Annotated in this window: 14 protein-coding genes and 1 tRNA gene; 9 read left to right on the forward strand and 6 right to left on the reverse strand. The window is 58.1% G+C overall.

The genetic code is table 11. From position 1 onward, the window contains the following. Positions 1 to 46: 46 nt before the first annotated feature. Positions 47 to 457 (reverse strand): hydroxyisourate hydrolase, encoded by a 411-nt coding sequence (gene uraH / locus RGV06_RS13515; protein WP_019824778.1) that lies wholly within the window; start codon positions 455 to 457, stop codon positions 47 to 49. A 36-nt stretch (positions 458 to 493) separates the two neighbouring features. Next, on the reverse strand, positions 494 to 973 hold the full coding sequence (locus RGV06_RS13520; RefSeq protein ID WP_046810326.1) for a GlcG/HbpS family heme-binding protein: 480 nt from the start codon (positions 971 to 973) through the stop codon (positions 494 to 496). Positions 974 to 1,108: 135 nt separating this feature from the next. On the opposite strand from RGV06_RS13520, the gene RGV06_RS13525 reads away from it, so the two are divergent. From RGV06_RS13525 to RGV06_RS13535, 3 genes are all read left to right on the forward strand, one after another. Further along, positions 1,109 to 1,783, forward strand: coding sequence for a heavy metal response regulator transcription factor (locus tag RGV06_RS13525; RefSeq protein WP_019824774.1), 675 nt, complete (start codon positions 1,109 to 1,111; stop codon positions 1,781 to 1,783). After that, entirely contained in the window at positions 1,776 to 3,140 is a 1,365-nt protein-coding gene (locus RGV06_RS13530) for a heavy metal sensor histidine kinase (protein WP_322150186.1), read from the forward strand. Before RGV06_RS13525 ends, RGV06_RS13530 begins: the two co-directional genes overlap by 8 nt. A gap of 216 nt (positions 3,141 to 3,356) precedes the next feature. After that, positions 3,357 to 3,432 (forward strand) — tRNA-Thr (locus RGV06_RS13535). Positions 3,433 to 3,518: 86 nt separating this feature from the next. Here RGV06_RS13535 and RGV06_RS13540 read toward each other — a convergent pair. Both RGV06_RS13540 and RGV06_RS13545 read right to left on the reverse strand, forming a co-directional pair. Continuing rightward, positions 3,519 to 3,929 carry a type II toxin-antitoxin system HicB family antitoxin gene (locus RGV06_RS13540; RefSeq protein WP_219262562.1) on the reverse strand — a complete coding sequence of 137 codons (411 nt, stop codon included), beginning with the start codon at positions 3,927 to 3,929 and terminating at the stop codon, positions 3,519 to 3,521. After that, positions 3,926 to 4,123: a type II toxin-antitoxin system HicA family toxin gene (locus tag RGV06_RS13545; RefSeq protein ID WP_219262563.1), complete on the reverse strand. Its 198-nt coding sequence runs from the start codon at positions 4,121 to 4,123 to the stop codon at positions 3,926 to 3,928. The genes RGV06_RS13540 and RGV06_RS13545 overlap by 4 nt, the downstream gene beginning before the upstream one ends. A 276-nt stretch (positions 4,124 to 4,399) precedes the next feature. On the opposite strand from RGV06_RS13545, the gene RGV06_RS13550 reads away from it, so the two are divergent. The 6 genes from RGV06_RS13550 (at position 4,400) to dsdC (ending at position 12,430) form a co-directional block, all read left to right on the forward strand. After that, complete coding sequence (locus tag RGV06_RS13550) at positions 4,400 to 4,900, forward strand: sigma-70 family RNA polymerase sigma factor (RefSeq protein WP_019824768.1); 501 nt, start codon at positions 4,400 to 4,402, stop codon at positions 4,898 to 4,900. Next, on the forward strand, positions 4,900 to 5,847 hold the full coding sequence (locus RGV06_RS13555) for a FecR domain-containing protein (RefSeq protein ID WP_046810324.1): 948 nt from the start codon (positions 4,900 to 4,902) through the stop codon (positions 5,845 to 5,847). Before RGV06_RS13550 ends, RGV06_RS13555 begins: the two co-directional genes overlap by 1 nt. 112 nt (positions 5,848 to 5,959) lie before the next feature. After that, positions 5,960 to 8,398 (forward strand): TonB-dependent siderophore receptor, encoded by a 2,439-nt coding sequence (locus tag RGV06_RS13560; RefSeq protein WP_322150188.1) that lies wholly within the window; start codon positions 5,960 to 5,962, stop codon positions 8,396 to 8,398. Positions 8,399 to 8,596: 198 nt separating this feature from the next. Next, on the forward strand, positions 8,597 to 9,937 hold the full coding sequence (locus tag RGV06_RS13565) for a gluconate:H+ symporter (protein ID WP_046810322.1): 1,341 nt from the start codon (positions 8,597 to 8,599) through the stop codon (positions 9,935 to 9,937). 43 nt (positions 9,938 to 9,980) lie between these two features. Further along, positions 9,981 to 11,327, forward strand: coding sequence for a D-serine ammonia-lyase (dsdA, locus tag RGV06_RS13570; RefSeq protein WP_322150190.1), 1,347 nt, complete (start codon positions 9,981 to 9,983; stop codon positions 11,325 to 11,327). Positions 11,328 to 11,491: 164 nt separating this feature from the next. Next, the gene (dsdC, locus tag RGV06_RS13575) at positions 11,492 to 12,430 is read left to right on the forward strand and encodes a DNA-binding transcriptional regulator DsdC (protein WP_019824758.1); all 939 of its coding nucleotides are present in this window, start codon (positions 11,492 to 11,494) and stop codon (positions 12,428 to 12,430) included. Positions 12,431 to 12,624: 194 nt separating this feature from the next. On the opposite strand, the gene RGV06_RS13580 is transcribed toward dsdC, so the two are convergent. Beyond that, positions 12,625 to 13,908 carry an OprD family porin gene (locus RGV06_RS13580; protein WP_019824757.1) on the reverse strand — a complete coding sequence of 428 codons (1,284 nt, stop codon included), beginning with the start codon at positions 13,906 to 13,908 and terminating at the stop codon, positions 12,625 to 12,627. A gap of 250 nt (positions 13,909 to 14,158) precedes the next feature. Further along, positions 14,159 to 14,854 (reverse strand): DsbA family protein, encoded by a 696-nt coding sequence (locus tag RGV06_RS13585; protein ID WP_048352248.1) that lies wholly within the window; start codon positions 14,852 to 14,854, stop codon positions 14,159 to 14,161. Between the last annotated feature and the right edge of the window lie 83 nt (positions 14,855 to 14,937).

Genomic DNA, 14,937 nt, shown 5'->3' on the forward strand with positions numbered 1-14,937 from the left:
GATCCCATCGCGAGCAAGCCCGCTCCCACACAGGTTTTTGGCAGGCCTACGAACCGCGATACGTCGAGAAGCCATAAGGGCTGAGCAGCAGCGGAATGTGGTAATGCTGATCGGCGTTTTTCACTTCGAAAATGACCGGGATTTCCGGGAAGAACGTCTCGTGGCCAGCTTTCTTGAAGTACTCACCGGTTTTAAACACCACACGATACTCACCCGCCTCGAACGCTTGCTTGGCCGGGAACAGTTCGCCGATGCGCCCCTGCTCATTGGTCACGCCCTGCGCCAGCGGCTGCCAGTCTTTACCCACGTGCTTTTCCAGGGTTACGTTCACGCCCGGTGACGGCAGGCCATTTTCAAGGTTGAGCACATGCACGCTCAACGGGTTACCAGCGGCCAGTGTCAGGCTCGACACTGCGCTCAGGCTCAAAGCCGCCAACGTGATTCGCAAAGATTTCATCGGTCATCCTCTAATAGTGGTTAAAAAACAATCAACTCAGCGTTGAGTCGTCAGGCCAATCTGTTGCGCCGCCTTGATCGCGCACGCTTCATCCTGCTCCGCGCCACCTGCACCGGCCACGCCAATGGCACCTACCAATTCCCCCTCGGCAAACAACGGCACCCCTCCTCCCAGCAGCAACAGCTCGGCAATGGAGTTGAGGTTGCTTGCCTCAGGATTGCTGCGTGCCCGCTCGGCAAACAAGCGGGTCGGGGTTTTGGTCGACAACGCCGTGTAGGCTTTGCGCTGGCTGGCCAGCAAGTTGTGCGGGCCAACACTTTCCGGGCGCATCGCCATCAGTACGTTGCCACCACGGTCCAGCACACTCAGCGCACCCGTGCAGTGCGTGATAGCCGCATCGGCCAGCTGGCGGGCGGTGGCCAGATCCAGATCGGCATGACGGGGTAGATTCGGCGCAGCATGAGCCACACCGGCAGCGCCAACGGCAGTCCACAACAACAAGGTTTTCAGCATCATTGGCTAGCTCCTGTACGAATGTGCCCACCTTAACCAGCGACCCTCGTCAGAACTCCGTCAGTTGCATTACAAGTTTGTAATAGGCAACACCCCCGAAGACGCCTAGCCTGTGCAGACGATTGATCGAGGTGTGCGATGCGTTTGTTAGTGGTTGAAGACGAAGCCAAGACGGCCGATTTCCTGGCCAAGGGCCTTAGAGAGTCAGGCTTTGCGGTGGATGTGGCGCTGAACGGGCTGGACGGTCGGTACTTTGTCGAGCAACAGGAATACGACCTGATCATCCTCGACGTGATGCTGCCGGGGCTCAATGGCTGGCAATTGCTGCAACTGATTCGCCAGCGCGGCGCCACGCCGGTACTATTTTTGACCGCCCGGGATGCCATTGAAGACCGCGTGCGCGGCCTCGAACTGGGTGCCGACGATTACCTGCTCAAGCCTTTCGCCTTTGCCGAGTTGCTCGCCCGGGTACGTACCTTGTTGCGCCGTGGCCCCATGCGCGAAGCCGAGTCGTATGCCATCGCCGATCTTGAAATCGACGTGCTGCGCCGCCGCGTCAGCCGGGGCGGCCAGCGCATCAGCCTGACCAACAAGGAGTTCTCGCTCCTGCAACTGCTGGCCAGCCGTCAGGGCGAAGTCTTGTCTCGCACCTTGATCGCTTCGCAGGTCTGGAACCTCAATTTCGACAGCGACACCAATATGGTCGAAGTCGCCGTGCGCCGATTGCGCGCCAAAGTCGACGACCCCTACATGCCCAAACTTATCCACACCGTGCGCGGCGTCGGGTATCAGCTGGAAGCGCCCGATGAGTAAATCCATCGCCTGGCGCCTGGCGCTGGCGATTGCCCTGACCTGCGCATTGGTACTCAGCGTGATCGGGGTGTTTCTGTATCGCTCGCTGGCCTCGGAACTCGCATTTCGTGACGATCAGGCGCTGCTGGGGCGTCTTGAGCAGGTACGCGCCCTGTTACATGACAGCGACAGCCTGGAAGCCCTGCAGGAACGCCCGCGCCTGTATCAGAACATGCTGGGCAACCTGGACAGCGTGTTGCTGGTCAACCGCGAGGACGGCAGCCCGCTCATTGCCATTAATCCCCATCAACAAGCCTTGCCGCCTGTGCAGCCCATTGCCCAAGCACAAGCGCCACGGCGCTCGGATATCAAAACGGCAGACGCGACGGTGTTGCTGGCCGGTATGGCGCAAGGCCCGGCAGGGGAAACCTTGAGCGTAACCGTAGGCAAACGTCTTGATGAGCGTGAGCAAATGCTCGCCAGCTATCGCATGCGTTTATATGGCGCGGTGGGGTTGGGTGCATTGATGGCTTTCGGTCTTGGCCTGCTGCTTTTGCGTCGCGGCCTCACACCTTTACGCGAACTGGCTCGCGCCATGGCTGGCATCGACCCACGCAGCCTCGATCAACGCATGGCCGCTGACAACGTGCCCGTCGAGCTCAAAGAACCCGTACAGGCCCTCAACGCCATGCTCGCACGGCTGGAAGACAGCTTTTCACGGCTGTCGCAGTTCTCCGCCGATCTGGCCCATGAAATTCGTACGCCGTTGCACAACTTGCTGGGTAGCAACAGCCTGGCACTAAACCAGTCACGCAGCACAGCCGAGTACCAGGAGGTACTGGCGTCGAATATCGAAGAATACGAACGGCTCAATCGCATGGCAGAAAACCTGATGTTTCTCGCCCGCGCCGAACACGGCCAACGCCCGTTACAGCTGCAAGTGCTGGACCTTGGAGAGGTGGGCGACGGGTTGTGTGACTACTTCGAGGCGTTGGCCGAGGATCGACAGTTGCAGCTGGATAATCAGCTCAGCGGGCCGCTGGTGGCTGACCAGCAACTGCTGCAACGGGCATTGGGCAATCTGCTGGCCAATGCCGTGCGCCATGCCCAGCCCGGTTCGACCGTACGCTTGCTGCGTCGCGACGATGCCGAGTATTGCTGGACAGGTGTGCATAACGTTGGCCCGGCGATTGATCCGCGACATATCGACAAACTGTTCGACCGCTTTTACCGGGTAGACCCGTCACGGGCACAGCCGGGCGACTCTGGCGGCCTGGGCCTGGCGATTGTGCATTCGATCATGCAACTGCACGGCGGCCATGTGCGAGTGGTGAGCGATGCCAGCGGCACGTTGTTTGAGCTGGGGTTCAGCCTGTAAGTGCTTTTTTGGGGCCCATCACGCTTCTGTGGGAGCGAGCTTGCCGGGCCCAGGTCCGACAGGATGTCGCCGAACGGCTGGCCAATTCAGCGAAAGTTCGGGTCACCGTCTAGCACTTGCACCAGTACTTCAGCGAGCCACGGCGCGAATCGTGAAAATAGTCTGTTATCAGGGGTTTACAAGCTCAAACATCCGGGTATACTCGTCGCCCATAACGCCGGTATAGCTCAGTTGGTAGAGCAACTGACTTGTAATCAGTAGGTCCCGAGTTCGACTCTTGGTGCCGGCACCATACGCAACACCGAAATAGGCTCACCGCAAGGTGGGCCTTTTTTGTTTCCGGGGTTTGGGAGGCTCACAAAGAGCGTTTTCCCACGATCAAAAGCCCTGAACACTCAGCTCGCGCAATGCGGCTGTGGCCAGAAAACCAGAACGCGATGCGTAGCGGTGATCCTTGCTGACTCGTTCATCAATGCGCAGCAACAGGTTTTCAGGTAATGACGCGTTGAATCGAACCGACTTCCCAAGATAGGGAGTCAAATCGAAGTCAACCACGGCCCAAATCCCACCGACATAATCCGGATTCTCAAGGTGAGCATCCACATCCTTGCCCTGGGGCAGTTCGCCGCCATCCGCCACAACACCTTCCAGATGCAGAGCCAGCGCCTGCTGCACGTTGTCCAATGCTTCTGAAAAAGTGCCACCCGCAGAAAAGCAGCCGGGTACATCAGGTACCGTCACGCTGAAATCGGAATCGGCATCTTTATGTATTACAACTGGGAATTTCATGACCGTAACTCTCCTTTGAGACCTGCGGATTTTAGAATGTTGTGCAGCGTCCCTTTCGCAATTTCAGACTTGGGATGTGGAACGGTTACCCGCCCTGCCTTGGCTGGATGCTTGAACTGATGGTGGCTTCCTTTGACCGCTATCTCAAACCATCCATCCGCCACCAACAATTCGATAACCTCACGACTTCGCACTCAGCCACTCCTACATTAGTGTGTACGCTACACAACATCGAACAATGGTGCAATTTATTTATACACACACTACACACTTAAAGGCGCAAGTCCCTTGGCGTGGTGTTACACGTTGTGAACCCAACCTGTTCGGAGATTTTGGGGATCTACAGAAAAATGAGTAAAACCAAGTCGGGAACCAGCCAGCCTTCGCCCTCCTCAGAAAACCCCCTTGCATAAACACTCTGCCATCACAATAATGCGACTGATTACCAATTACACCTTGGTGACATTATTATGTCGGCGCTCGACCCTTCAGTGCTTCATCGGTTGTACAGCGAACACAACGGTTGGCTAAAGGGCTGGTTACGAGCCCGGCTGGGCAATACGGCGGATGCTTGCGACCTGGCTCAGGACACGTTCTTGCGGGTCATGACAGCCCGCCACGACGCTCCAATCCGCGAGCCGCGAGGTTATCTGAGTGCTATTGCCCGCTCGCTGTTGATCGACAAGGTTCGCCGCCGCACCATTGAGCAGGCTTACTTGCAGGCTTTGGCCCTGAGGCCGGAGCCCGTGGATGTTTCGCCAGAGGTGCGCCTGTCGATCATCGAAACGCTGATATCGATCGACGGCATGCTCGATGAGCTAGGGAGCAGAACGCGGGAAATTTTCCTGGCGGTTCAACTCGAAGGGTTGAGCTACGTTGCCGCGGCCGAACGTTTCGGCGTGTCGGTCACCACGATCAAAAACCATTTGATTCGCGCCATGACCCGCTGTCTGATGCTGGTCGAGCATTGATGGCCTCCTCCCCTGACTTCAAGACGCTTGAAGCCGCAGCCACCTGGTACGTACAGCTCAATGACGGCACCGTCAGCGCGGCACGAACCCGAGCCTGGCAGGCATGGGTAAAGTCTTGCCCACAGCACGCTGCGGCCTGGGCACGGGTCGAAAAGCTGCAAAGCCAGTGGGCCAAGATCCCGCCAAAAGCCGCCCTCTCCAGCCTGGATGCTGCAAAAGCTCAACGCCGGGATGTATTGAAAATGCTTGGCATGCTGCTGGCCGTCAGCAGTGGTACATGGCTGACGGTGGAACACGCCCCTTATCGCTCGATGCTCGCTGAACACCGCACCGGCCTGCGGGAAAGGCGCTCGTTGCGCCTGGACGATGGCTCACAACTGGAACTCAACAGCGACACGGCGCTGGATATCCTCTTTGATTCAAAACAGAGAATGATCCGCCTGCACCGTGGCGAAATTCTGGTTCAGACCGCAAAAGACCCTGACCAGCGTCCCTTTATCGTGCACACCGAAGACGGCCGCGTGCGCGCCCTCGGCACCCGTTTCAGCGTGCGTCAGCTGCCCGGGCAAACACGGGTTGGCGTTGAGCAATCGGCGGTAGAAATTCGCCCCTACAGTCACCTGGACCAGCCCTTGCGCCTGGAAGCCGGGCAACAAGTCACTTTCAATCGCGACGACGTCGGCGAGGTCGAACAATTGCCTGCTGCCTCATCCGCCTGGGTAAAGGGCATGTTGAGCGTGAACGACTGGCGCCTGAGCGACTTTGTCGAAGAGCTGGGGCGCTATCGCCCGGGGGTACTGCGCTGCGCAACATCGGTTCAGGGCTTACGCATCTCGGGGGCGTTTCGTATCGATGACACAGAAACAGTTCTGGAGAACCTGAGTAAAACCTTACCGGTGAAGGTTCGTTATCTGACCCGTTACTGGGCCAGCATCGAACCGGCATAAGCTCAGGCTCAAATGGTTTGAACTTCAACCTTGCTGATTTCGATTCTCATCCGTCAATGACATAAGCCGCGACCGCAGCGAGTTTCTGCCATGACAACGCAAGGATCACCGAATGCCCCCGCTCCCCCTCAATGCCACTCCTAAAATAACGCGCGCTGTTCGCCTGGCAGTATTGGGTGCGTCCCTCGCCAGCCTGTCCGGTCTGGCACTGATGCCCGCTCAGGTATCCGCGCAAAGCCAGACGGTTTACCAAATCGCTCCGGGACCGCTGGGCGATGCCCTGACCCAATTTGGGGTGCAGGCAGGGGTCACGATTTCGTTCGATACGGAACAGGCCCGACACCTCAACACTGGCGGGCTCGAAGGATCTTACAGCGTCGAGGACGGTCTGGACCGCTTGCTCGCCAACAGTGGGCTGCAAGCACAGCGGCAGAGCAACGGGGGCTACGTACTGGTCGCCAGCGCCCCTCAGGAAACGCTGCAACTGGGGGCCACCCAAGTCATCACCAACCAGTTGGGCACGGTGACCGAAGGCACCGGCTCCTATACGCCAGGGGCCATTGCCACGGCCACCCGCCTGGTGCTGACACCCCGGGAGACGCCGCAATCGATCAGCGTGATCACCCGTCAGCACATGGATGACTTCGCGCTCGACAATGTCGACGACGTGATGCGCCATACTCCCGGCATTACCGTATCGGCCTATGACACTGACCGGACCAACTATTACTCCCGCGGTTTTTCGATCAATAACTTCCAGTACGACGGCATTCCCTCCGCCGTGCGCAACGTTGCCTATTCGGCGGGCAACACCCTGAGCGACATGGCGATCTATGACCGCATCGAAGTGCTCAAGGGCGCCTCTGGCCTGCTAAGCGGGGCGGGATCATTGGGGGGCACCATCAACCTGGTGCGCAAAAAACCCACCCACGACTTTCACGGCCATATCACCGCAGGTGCAGGCTCCTGGGACAACTACCGCACTGAAGTTGACCTCAGCGGCCCGTTGACCGAAACCGGCAATGTCCGCGGTCGAGCGGTGGCGGCCTATCAAGACAGGCAGTCGTATATCGACCGCTACTCCAACCAGAGTTCGGTGTTCTACGGCATCCTCGAAGTCGATGTGACACCCGACACCTTGCTGACCGTGGGCGCCGATTATCAGGACAACAAACCCCAGGGCTCTACCTGGTCGGGGAGTTTTCCGCTCTACAACTACGCAGGCGAAATCAACAGCGCCAAACGCTCGTTCAGCAACGCCACCGACTGGAGCAGTTGGCAGCAATACACCCGCACCGTCTTCGCGACCCTGGAACAGGACCTGGGCAGTGGCTGGGTGGGCAAGCTGCAACTGGACCACAAGATCAATGGCTACGATGCCCAACTAGGAGCCATCCAGTTCAACCAGCCGGCCGCTGATGGCACGGCCAAAATCAACGCACAGCGCTACAAGGGCGAAACCGTCAGCGACGCGGCCGATATTTATGTCAGCGGTCCCTATGATTTTCTGGGACGCGAGCATGAGCTGGTGCTGGGCGGCTCGATCAGTACCGCGAACTGGAAAGGCAAAGGTTACTGGGACGTCACGTTCGCCACGCCCAACCTGGTGGATTACTTCAACTGGGACGGGCACCTGGCCAAGCCTGACTGGGGCAGCGCATCACAAATCAGCGACGACACCGTGCGCCAGACAGGCATGTACGCCACCACTCGCCTGAATGTCACCGATGACTTGAAAGTCTTTCTGGGCGGCCGGGTGGTCAACTACACCCTCACCGGCACTACCAATACTTATCGCGAGTCGGGGCGCTTGATTCCCTACGCGGGCGTCACCTATGACCTGACCGACTACCTGACGGCGTACGCCAGCTACACCGATGTGTTCATGCCTCAGGAGTTCTACAACCTTGACCGCAATAGCAAGATGCTTGATCCGGACGAGGGTGAAAACTATGAGATCGGCCTCAAGAGCGAGTTTTTCGATGGCCGTCTGAACGCCAGTCTGGCGTACTTTGAAGTCAAGGAAAGCAACCGCCCCATCCCCGACGATGCGTGGAACAACCTGTCGCCCACCCCGCCCAACTACGCTTTCAAGGGCACTTCAGCGAAAACCAAGGGCTACGAGCTGGAAATATCCGGTGAGCTGAGCCCGGGCTGGAGCCTGCAGGGCGGATACACCCACAAGGTGGTCCGTGATGACACCGGCAAAAAGATCTCGACCTTTGAGCCTGAAGACCAGCTGAGTTTCTACACCATCTACAAACTCAAGGGGGATTTGAACAAAGTCTCCGTGGGCGGTGGCGCACGCTGGCAGAGCACTGCTTGGCAAGAGATGTACAACAGCCCCAAGGACCGGTACGAAGATTTCTCGCAAAAACCCTACTGGATCGTGGACCTGATGACCCGTTATCAATTCACGGAAAACCTGTCGACCACGCTCAACGTCAACAACGTTTTCGACAAGTACTACTACACCAACATCGGCTTCTATAACTCGGCAATTTATGGCGAACCCCGCAACTTTATGCTGACCACTCGCTGGGATTTCTGACCCCCGTGTAACTTCAACTGTGGGAGCGAGCAGGCTCGTTCCCACTCAGGCTCAAGCCCTCCGACAGATGACCCGACATCACCTGTCCCGTGAAAAACCATCCTTTGTCAGCCCTTCGAGCGGTGCCTTCTAATTGCTGGAAGCAAAGTGACTCCGATCACTTATTTCAACAATAAAAGCGCTTCCCGGAGATCTCCCATGCACAGCGGTCCTACTCTATTGCTGGTGTTGTTTTGCGCCATCGCCCTGATCGTTTTTCTCATCGTCAAAGTCCGCGTTCATGCCTTTTTGGCCCTGACCGCTGCGAGCTTTGTGGTGGGGATCGGTTCAGGCATGCCACTGGCAAAAATTGCTTCGTCGTATGAAGCAGGTGTTGGCGGAACCCTCGGGTTTCTGGCAACGATCATTGGCCTGGGCGGGATTCTGGGCAAGATGCTGGAAGAGTCCGGCGGCGCGGAGCGCATTGCACAAGCACTGTTAAGGGCCCTGGGTAAAGAACGCGCTACATGGGCCATGATGCTGGTCGGGTTCATTGCCGGCATCCCGGTGTTTTTCGAGGTGGGTTTCGTCCTGCTGATTCCGCTTATCTATGTGGTCGCCAAAGAAACCAGAGTCAATCTTCTGTACCTGGGCGTGCCGTTGGCCGTGTCGTTAATGGCCGTTCATTGCATGTTGCCGCCCCATCCCGCCGCAATGGCGATTACCGGGATGCTGGGCGCCGATGTCGGCAAAGTGATCATGTACGGTCTGATCGTCGCACTGCCGACCGCGATTATTGCCGGGCCGCTGTGGGTCAAACTGGTGTGCAAACCTGAAGCCCCAGACACACAAGAAGCCTTTTTGAACGAGCATTGTGATGACAGCAAAACCCGAGATTTACCGGGCCTTGGCATCACCCTGCTGACCATTGCCCTGCCATTGCTGCTGATGGTCGGCAAAAGTTTCGCGGCCGGTCTGCCACATGATTCCACGGCATTCAGCTTGATTTCCTTTCTGGGTACGCCCCTGATCGCATTGTCGATTGCGGTGGTGTTTGCATACTGGGCGCTGGGTTTGCGTCGCGGCTTGTCCATGTCCGACTTGCTCTCCTACACGCAAAAAAGCTTTCCTCCGCTGGCCAGCATCCTGCTGATCATCGGCGCCGGTGGTGCATTCAATGGCATCCTGATCGACAGTGGCGTGGGTAACGCGTTGTCCGCGTCTTTGACCCAATTGAATATGAACCCCATCGTTCTGGCGTGGTTGGTGGCCGGTTTGATGCACTTCGCCGTCGGTTCGGCAACAGTGGCTATGATCAGTGCCGCAGGTATGGTGCTGCCCATGCTCGGCGCGCATCCGACCGTGAGCAAGGAGATCATCTGTATCGCTATCGGGGCCGGAGCAATGGGATGGACCCATGTCACCGATTCGGCCTTCTGGGTGGTCAAAGAATACCTGGGCGTCTCGCTGACCGACGCCTTGAAAACCTTCACCACCGCCACGGTACTAGCTTCGTCGGTCGCACTGGGGCTGACCCTGCTACTGGCGCGCTTTGTTTGATTTAACCCATATTTTCAGACTGATTGTTTAAAGGGATCCCGACATGATTTTGGGCAGAACACTTGAAAGCTGGTGTGACAGCTACCCACTGATTCGCGAACTGGTTGCGCTGCAAGAGACCACCTGGTTCAACCCGGGCGTGGCGCCAGTGGGGCAAGCGATTGCCGACGTGGGGCTGACCAGCGCAGATGTCGCAGATGCCAGCGCCCGACTGTCACGATTTGCTTCGTACCTGCGCCTCGCCTTCCCTGAAACAGAATGCAGTGCCGGCATTATCGAATCGGACATCGTGCCCATGGCACACCTTCAGCCGTTGCTCGGCGAGCGTTACGGGCAATCCCTGAACGGCGCGCTGTGGCTCAAGCGTGACAGCCATCTGCCCATTTCGGGTTCGATCAAGGCCCGTGGCGGGATTTATGAAGTGCTCAAGCATGCCGAAGACCTGGCCCTGGCCGGGGGGCTGTTGACCCTGAATGACGACTACGCGCTGCTGCACAGCGATAAGGCTCGAGCCTTTTTCGGCCAGTACAAAATAGCCGTGGGCAGCACCGGTAACCTGGGTATGTCGATCGGCATCATGGGCGCCGCGCTGGGCTTTCAGGTGACCGTGCATATGTCGGCAGATGCACGGCAGTGGAAGAAAGACAAGTTGCGTTCACACGGTGTAACGGTGGTTGAGTACGCCAGCGATTACAGCGTGGCCGTGGCCCAGGGTCGCCAGCAAGCGGAGTCCGACCCGGCCTGCCATTTCGTCGACGATGAAAACTCGGTCAACCTGTTCCTGGGTTACGCGGTGGCCGGTGAACGTTTGAAGCAGCAATTGGCTGCGGCGCACATCACCGTGGATGCGCAACATCCCCTGTTTGTGTACTTGCCCTGCGGCGTGGGTGGCGCGCCCGGTGGCGTTGCTTTTGGTTTGAAGCTGGCCTTCGGTGACGCCGTGCACTGCATCTTCGCCGAACCGACTCACTCGCCCTGCATGATGCTTGGGGTCTATACCGGGCTGCACGACGAAGTCAGCGTGCAGGATTTCGGCATTGATAACGTAACGGCCGCAGATGGCTTGGCGGTAGGCCGTGCTTCCGGTTTTGTAGGCAAGGCCATGCAGCGGTTGCTGGACGGTTTTTACACAGTCAGCGATGAAGAAATGTACAGCCTGCTGGCACTGATGGAGCGCAGCGAAGGCCTGCGCCTTGAGCCTTCCGCGCTGGCTGGCGTGCCCGGCATTGCCAGGGTCCAGGCCGACCAGCAAGGTTATCTGGCCCGCATCGGGCTGGACACGCAGGCCATGAGCAACGCCACCCATCTGGTCTGGGCAACAGGCGGCAATATGGTGCCTGCTGACGAGATGGAGGCGTATCTGGCCAAGGGTCGTGAATTGCTGGGCTGACTCAGGCACAAAGCGGATGTGGCAAGATGCATGCGTTGCCACATCCTGCCACACGCCGTAATGCTATGACCCCCACAGTGGGAGCGAGCCTGCTCGCGAAGGTTTCAACGCGTCGCGAGCAGTATTACGCCAGAAGTCAGCCTTTGGCTTGAGGGAAACCCGCCGTGCTTAACCTTCCGCCCCGTGTCAGTTCCAGGCTCAACAGTAGCCAGTTCGCTAACCTCCACACCTTTTTGGTGGCCGCTCGTCATCTGAGTTTTGCCCGTGCGGCGCAGGAACTGTGCTTGACCGCGAGCGCCGTAAGCCACCGCATCAGTCGGCTGGAAACCGCGTTGAGCATGAAGCTGTTCCAGCGTCTCACACGTCAGGTAAGCCTGACTGATGAAGGCGAGCGTATTTTCGAAATTCTCCAGAGTGCGATGGGGGAATTGTCCGAGGCGCTTGAGCAGTCATCACAGGCAGAAATTGCCGGTTCAATTGCGCTCTATGCCAGACCTTCGGTAGCACAGTGCTGGCTGGTGCCCAGACTGGCCGACTTTATTGAGCGCTACCCGCTGGTCTCTCTGGACCTGCGGGTGGGCAATGACAATGTCGACTTTCGCACGCGCAAAATTGACCTGGCCTTGTACTACGCCAACGGCGAATTTCCAGGACTGGCAAGCCAGCGATTGATGCGCGAACGGATGGCGCCGGTGTGCAGCCCTGAATATGCGCAACGCCATCGCCTGACGGAAAACCCGCAAAACCTGAGCAACTGCACCACCTTGCACGACTCCCTGGCCTGGGATCATGCGGCCTATGATGCCGAGTGGACACTCTGGGCCGAACAACACAATCTACTGTCGGCACTGCCAAAACGCACCCTGACCTTCGACCGCTCGGACCTCTGCGTAACCGCCGCCATGAACCACGCGGGCATCGCCATCGGGCGCCAGCAACTGGTCCAAAAACGGGTTGATCGTGGCGAACTGGTCCTGCCCTTCGGGGGTTTCAGCCGGTGCGGCCACTACGACTATTACCTGGTTTACCCTCCGTTCGGCACGGTGCCCAAGCGGCTACACGTGTTTATGAACTGGTTGCGCGAGTGCGCTCAGGAATCGTGATCACCCTGACAATAGGGTCTACCTGACAGACCGCGCCGCCTGCATCGCGAGCAAGCCCGCTCCCACAATGGTCCCTACCAGGCTCGGATGAACTGGGCCCGTCGGTGGCAGGGCCTTCGCTGGCTCGGCAAAAAAAAAGCCCCAGTCGGGGCTTTTTTATTCAGATGTCCGGCCTGTTTAACAGGCCGGTGGCATCAGAAAATGCTGATCGGGTAATCAACAAATACACGGACTTCATTGCCGCCGACGTTGTAGTCGCTGGCGTTGCTCGATACGCGCAACCACGAGCCACGCAGACGCACGCTCAGGTCCTTGACCGGGCCGCTTTGTACAACGTACTTGGCCTGGTTGTAGATTTCGCGCTCGGTACCACGGCCACGGTCAGAACCGTCGTCGATGTTGGTGCCGCGCACGTAGGCGATGTTGTAGGTCAGACCCGGAATGCCAACGGCGCCGAAGTCGAAGCCATAACCCAACTGCCACGAACGTTCGTCCTTGGCGTTGAAGTCGGACCAGTAGGAGTTGGCCAGCAGGATGGTGTTGCCGCCATCACCCACGCCGCCAGCGTTGCGGTAGCCGCCGTACGGGTAGCCGATTTCGCCGGTGCTGCTCTGGTAAGCCAGGGTCACGGTGTGTGCGCCAAAGCCGTAGGTGGTTGCCAGGCTCCAGATCTTGTTGTCCTGACCGTCAACTTTCAGCACGTCACGCGCGTAGTCGTCGTTGACGTGAGTGCGGTAGCCGTTGAAGTCAAACGTCAGGGACTGTTTGTCTTGCAGCGGCAGCGCGTAGGTCACGCCCACGTATTGCTTGCGCAGTTCGTCTTCCATTTCGGAGCCGTACAGCGAAGCCGACAGGTTGTCGGTGAACTTGTAGCTACCGCCAAACACGTTGATGCTTTTCAGGTCGCCGCTGTCGCGCGCTTCAGCACTCTTGCGCGATTCTGCGGTGAAACGACCGACGTTCAGCTCCAGGCCGTTAATCTCTTTGGAGGTCAACAAAGTACCGGTGAAGCTTTCTGGCATCAGGCGCGAGTTGTCGTACATCAGCACCGGCAGCGCAGGCATTTGGTCGCCGTATTTGAGCACGGTGTTGGACACACGCACTTTCACTGCAGCGCCAGCCTTGGCGATGTCGTCAGCCGCTTTGCCGCTGGCGCCTTGCTTGAAGAAGTCGATACCGCCCGCGCCGCTTTTGCCACGGCCGCCGTCCAGACGCAGTGCGTAGATGCCGAAAGCATCCACACCCACACCTACGGTGCCTTGGGTGAAGCCCGAGCTGAAGGTGCCGAGGAAGCCTTGGCCCCATTCAGCTTTATCCTGCTGGCCATTCTTGTAGTCACGGCTGATGTAGGCGTTACGCGCCAGTACATTGAGGTGACTGTCTTCTACAAAACCTTTTGCGTCAGCTTGATCGTTAGCCATTGCCTGGGTAGCACTGAGTACGCCCAAAGCGAGGAGACCTATCCGTTTGTTCAACATATTATTTTCCTTATTTCTGAATAAAGGCGCGCTGTGGATATCAAGCTGAAACATTGAGTGGTGGTTGCTACACATAACAAAAAAGACCTGCACGACGACTCAATACAGGCCTTTCACAAAGTTGGTGTATGGCTTATCGCCACAGGCGTTGGCGGGAATCCTAGCCGCCGTGAAGGCGAGGTGTCAATTTCGTGAAAAATTTGTTAATTCGCAGGACTTTTCAAAATTTTCACCGAAGTGTCATTAATTGTTACTGACAGCCGTCCAGACCACAGGCTGGCCCTGAGTTGCCCCCGTGTTCAGCGCTGACCCCATCACGCTGTCGCAGCCAGGCAGCAAAGGCCTCGGGCTTGCCCAGATACGGCCCCAGATCGATCACCTGGTATTGACCGGACTGCTCCAGGACGGCAGTCGGAAAGCCTTCGCCACCGACACGGGCCAACAACCCGCGACTGGATTTGAAATGCGCTTGCGTCAATTCGCCGCTTGCCGCTTCAAAGGCTGCACGAAACCCCTCGACCTCCAGGCCCATTTCATCCGCCACCGCCATCAACACGTCCTGATCGGCAATTCGGCGACCATTTACGTAGTGAGCGGTTTGCAAGTGCCCGAGCATCTCAAGTCCGCGACCGGCCAGTTGGTCCGCCGCCAGCACAGCTGTGGTAGGCGGCGCCGAATCAAATACGGCAGTGGTGTCGCGCAACAACCCTTCAAAGTACGCCTCGCCAAACGGCTGCCCGGTGTACTGGGCAATACGCAGGTCGTGGGGCATCACGTAGTCGCGCAGTTGCGCTGACACCGGCTGGCGTTGTGGGCCGGTCATCATCCCGCCGCCATGAGCAACCACCGGCAGAATTTCCCGTGCAGCGTCGATAAGTGGCTTGGCGCCATAGCACCAACCGCACAGGGGGTCGTAGATGTAATGCAACACGGGGGGGGTGGTCATGGTTCGCTCCGGACAATCAACAAATCAGAGCGACAGCCTAGCTTTCTGTGCTGAGAGGAAAAACGCCGATACAGCTTTTAGTC

This window comes from Pseudomonas sp. CCI3.1 (assembly GCF_034313985.1).
Classification (GTDB): domain Bacteria; phylum Pseudomonadota; class Gammaproteobacteria; order Pseudomonadales; family Pseudomonadaceae; genus Aquipseudomonas; species Aquipseudomonas psychrophila.

What these genes read in the sequence shown, in the direction of transcription:
- uraH (WP_019824778.1), bottom strand. Translation starts at nt 457, where the DNA reads ATGAAATCTTTGCGAATCACGTTGGCGGCTTTGAGCCTGAGCGCAGTG.
- RGV06_RS13520 (WP_046810326.1), bottom strand. Translation starts at nt 973, where the DNA reads ATGATGCTGAAAACCTTGTTGTTGTGGACTGCCGTTGGCGCTGCCGGT.
- RGV06_RS13525 (WP_019824774.1), top strand. Translation starts at nt 1,109, where the DNA reads ATGCGTTTGTTAGTGGTTGAAGACGAAGCCAAGACGGCCGATTTCCTG.
- RGV06_RS13530 (WP_322150186.1), top strand. Translation starts at nt 1,776, where the DNA reads ATGAGTAAATCCATCGCCTGGCGCCTGGCGCTGGCGATTGCCCTGACC.
- RGV06_RS13540 (WP_219262562.1), bottom strand. Translation starts at nt 3,929, where the DNA reads ATGAAATTCCCAGTTGTAATACATAAAGATGCCGATTCCGATTTCAGC.
- RGV06_RS13550 (WP_019824768.1), top strand. Translation starts at nt 4,400, where the DNA reads ATGTCGGCGCTCGACCCTTCAGTGCTTCATCGGTTGTACAGCGAACAC.
- RGV06_RS13555 (WP_046810324.1), top strand. Translation starts at nt 4,900, where the DNA reads ATGGCCTCCTCCCCTGACTTCAAGACGCTTGAAGCCGCAGCCACCTGG.
- RGV06_RS13560 (WP_322150188.1), top strand. Translation starts at nt 5,960, where the DNA reads ATGCCCCCGCTCCCCCTCAATGCCACTCCTAAAATAACGCGCGCTGTT.
- RGV06_RS13565 (WP_046810322.1), top strand. Translation starts at nt 8,597, where the DNA reads ATGCACAGCGGTCCTACTCTATTGCTGGTGTTGTTTTGCGCCATCGCC.
- dsdA (WP_322150190.1), top strand. Translation starts at nt 9,981, where the DNA reads ATGATTTTGGGCAGAACACTTGAAAGCTGGTGTGACAGCTACCCACTG.
- RGV06_RS13580 (WP_019824757.1), bottom strand. Translation starts at nt 13,908, where the DNA reads ATGTTGAACAAACGGATAGGTCTCCTCGCTTTGGGCGTACTCAGTGCT.
- RGV06_RS13585 (WP_048352248.1), bottom strand. Translation starts at nt 14,854, where the DNA reads ATGACCACCCCCCCCGTGTTGCATTACATCTACGACCCCCTGTGCGGT.